Annotated in this window: 3 protein-coding genes; all 3 read left to right on the forward strand. The window is 63.6% G+C overall.

From position 1 onward, the window contains the following. Positions 1 to 42 precede the first annotated feature (42 nt). The 3 genes from IJL83_04720 (at position 43) to IJL83_04730 (ending at position 2,430) form a co-directional block, all read left to right on the forward strand. The gene (locus tag IJL83_04720) at positions 43 to 318 is read left to right on the forward strand and encodes a hypothetical protein (protein MBQ6552900.1); all 276 of its coding nucleotides are present in this window, start codon (positions 43 to 45) and stop codon (positions 316 to 318) included. Then, complete coding sequence (locus IJL83_04725) at positions 315 to 581, forward strand: hypothetical protein (GenBank protein MBQ6552901.1); 267 nt, start codon at positions 315 to 317, stop codon at positions 579 to 581. Before IJL83_04720 ends, IJL83_04725 begins: the two co-directional genes overlap by 4 nt. A 418-nt stretch (positions 582 to 999) precedes the next feature. Beyond that, positions 1,000 to 2,430, forward strand: coding sequence for a terminase family protein (locus IJL83_04730; GenBank protein MBQ6552902.1), 1,431 nt, complete (start codon positions 1,000 to 1,002; stop codon positions 2,428 to 2,430). The last annotated feature ends 203 nt before the right edge of the window (positions 2,431 to 2,633 follow it).

Below are 2,633 nucleotides of genomic sequence, written 5' to 3' on the forward strand. Positions count from 1 at the left end.
ATGCCGCCTTTGCCCGTTTGCGGTGCCCGATATGCGCATCGGGTGATAAATCGCCCTCGCGCCTATCGACCGCGGCACTTCCTCGCCCTCCCTTTTTCCGCCGCAGGCGGCGGTCGGGCTCGTCACCCCTCAGAGGGAGGCAAGGCCGCCGGCGGAGTATCCGTTTCCGAAGGGGCGGGGTACTGCCGCGTCACCTGCGCCGGAGCCGCCGCGAAGCCCTACTTCGAGTTCGCGCTCGTCGGGCTGAAGAAGCTCGCCGAGGCGTTCCCCGAAAACGTGAGGGTCGCGGATTTCCGCGAAAGCGAGGAGTTTTATTGAGCCGTATCGGAAAGATGCTGAAAAAGGAATACGACGCCGCCGACGGGATCGCGAAGACGATACTCGAAGCCGTCGAGGACGGGAGCTTCCGGCAGGAGACGCAGTGCGTCGACGGGAGTTCTCGGACAAGCGTCGACGTCAAGCAGCTCGGCGAGGCGGTCAAGGCGCTCAAAGGTATCGAGGAGCTCAAGCGCGCGATCGCCGGCGGGCGCGAAACGGATCCCGTCGGCGTGATAGAGATAGCGGAGAGGGAGGCGGGCTAGCCCTGCGGGCAGTGAAATTGCCGCTGTCGCGGCAGTGAAATTATGCCTTCGGCAAGCTAAATTGCCGACTGCGTCGGCAGCTAAATTGACGCTTCGCGTCAGCGAAGGAACAAATCGGCTGCGCCGATTTGAATAATTCAAATTGCCGTAGGCAATTTGTTCATTTGCTCGCGGCTTGCCGCGAATTTAGCTTGCCGAAGGCAAATTTAGCTGATGCAGAGCATCAATTTAGCTTGCCCGAAGGGCAAATTTAGCTCCGCTTGCGGCGCACGCGGCTCCGCCCGGAATGACATAGGAAAAGGAGTTGGGGAAGAGGCGGAGATTTTCGGATGATTTGCGGCGCGGAAGGACGACGGCTAGGCTATTTGCCTGCCGAGGACGACAAGCCGCAAAGCGCCGAAAAGAACGCCTCAACAGTATGAGAAACGTTATATGGACCCCGCAACCTAAACAAGCCGCCTTCATGCGGCGGACGGAATACGAGGCGCTTTACGGCGGAGCCGCCGGCGGCGGCAAGAGCGAGGCGCTCGTCATGGAGGCGCTGCGGCAGATACGCTTCCCGCACTACAAGGGGCTGATACTCCGCAAGACCTACCCCCAGCTCTCCGAGCTGATCGAGAAGTCGCTTTACTACTATCCCCGCGCCGTGCCGACCGCGCGTTTCAACGCCTCCGAGCACTACTGGACCTTCCCCTCCGGCGCGAAGATCGTCTTCGGCGCGATGCAGCGGCCCGAGGACCGCGTGAAGTATCAGGGCAAGAGCTTCGACTACGTCGCGTTCGACGAGCTGACGCACTTCACCTGGGAGGAATACTCCTATATGTTCTCGCGCAACCGCGCCAACGGCCCCGGCACCGTCGGATACGTCCGCGCGACCGCCAACCCCGGCGGCGTCGGACACGGCTGGGTGAAGGCGAGGTTCATCACCCCCGCGCCGCCCGCCACGACGATAACCGAATCCGTCGAGGCGCGTATGCCGGACGGCAGCGTAAAGACGTTTCCGCGCAGCCGCGTATTCATAAATTCAACGGTTTTCGACAACTTCGCGCTGCTGAAGAACGATCCCGACTACGTCGGGCGGCTCGCTATGCTGCCTCCCGCCGAGAAGGCGGCGCTGCTCTACGGCGACTGGGACTCCTTCAGCGGGCAGGTCTTCGCGGAGTGGCGCGACGACCCCGCGGGCTACGAAACGCGCCGCGGCACGCACGTCATCGCGCCCTTCGCGATACCGAAAGCGTGGAGCGTCTACCGCGGGTTCGACTTCGGCTACGCCAAGCCGTTCTCGGTCGGGTGGTACGCCGTCGACGGCGACCGCCGCGTTTACCGCGTGCGCGAGCTTTACGGCTGCGCCGGCGCGCCCAACGTCGGCGTGCGCTGGGAGCCGAGCCGCATCGCCGAGGAGATCAAGGCGGCGGAGGCGTCCGACCCGAACCTGAAGGGGCGGTATATACACGGGATCGCCGACCCGTCCATCTTCGACGAGAGCCGCGGCGACAGCGTCGCTTCGCTGATGGAGCGGCGCGGCGTTTACTTCGACCGCGGCGACAACACCCGCATCGCGGGCAAGATGCAGCTCCACGACCGCCTCGCCTTCGACGAACGCGGCGAGCCGGGGTTTTACGTCTTCAACACCTGCCGCAATTTCATCAGGACGCTCCCGTCGCTGACCTATTCGAGCGTCGACCCCGAGGACGTCGACACCTCGCAGGAGGACCACGCCTACGACGAGTGCCGCTACGTGCTCATGGCCGGGCCGATCGCGTCCTCCGTTTCCCCGCGGCCGAAGGCGAAGCCGTATTCGCCGCTGGACGAGGGGGAGCAGGGGCGGTATGAGTGGCTGAAACTGTGAGCGGGGGAGATATCTGCGCCGAAGGCGCAATACCACTGTGCGCCGAAGGCGCGCAATATCACTTGCCGACAGGCAAATATCACTGCGCAGCGCAGCGGAGCAATATCACTGCGACCGAAGTGAGCGGACCTCCCTCGTCTGAGGGAGCCGCGCCGCCTGCGGCGGCGACAACCCCTCAGTCATTTTTGCTCCGCAAAAATGAC

This window comes from Clostridia bacterium, from assembly GCA_017438525.1.
Taxonomy (GTDB): Bacteria; Bacillota; Clostridia; order Oscillospirales; family RGIG8002; genus RGIG8002.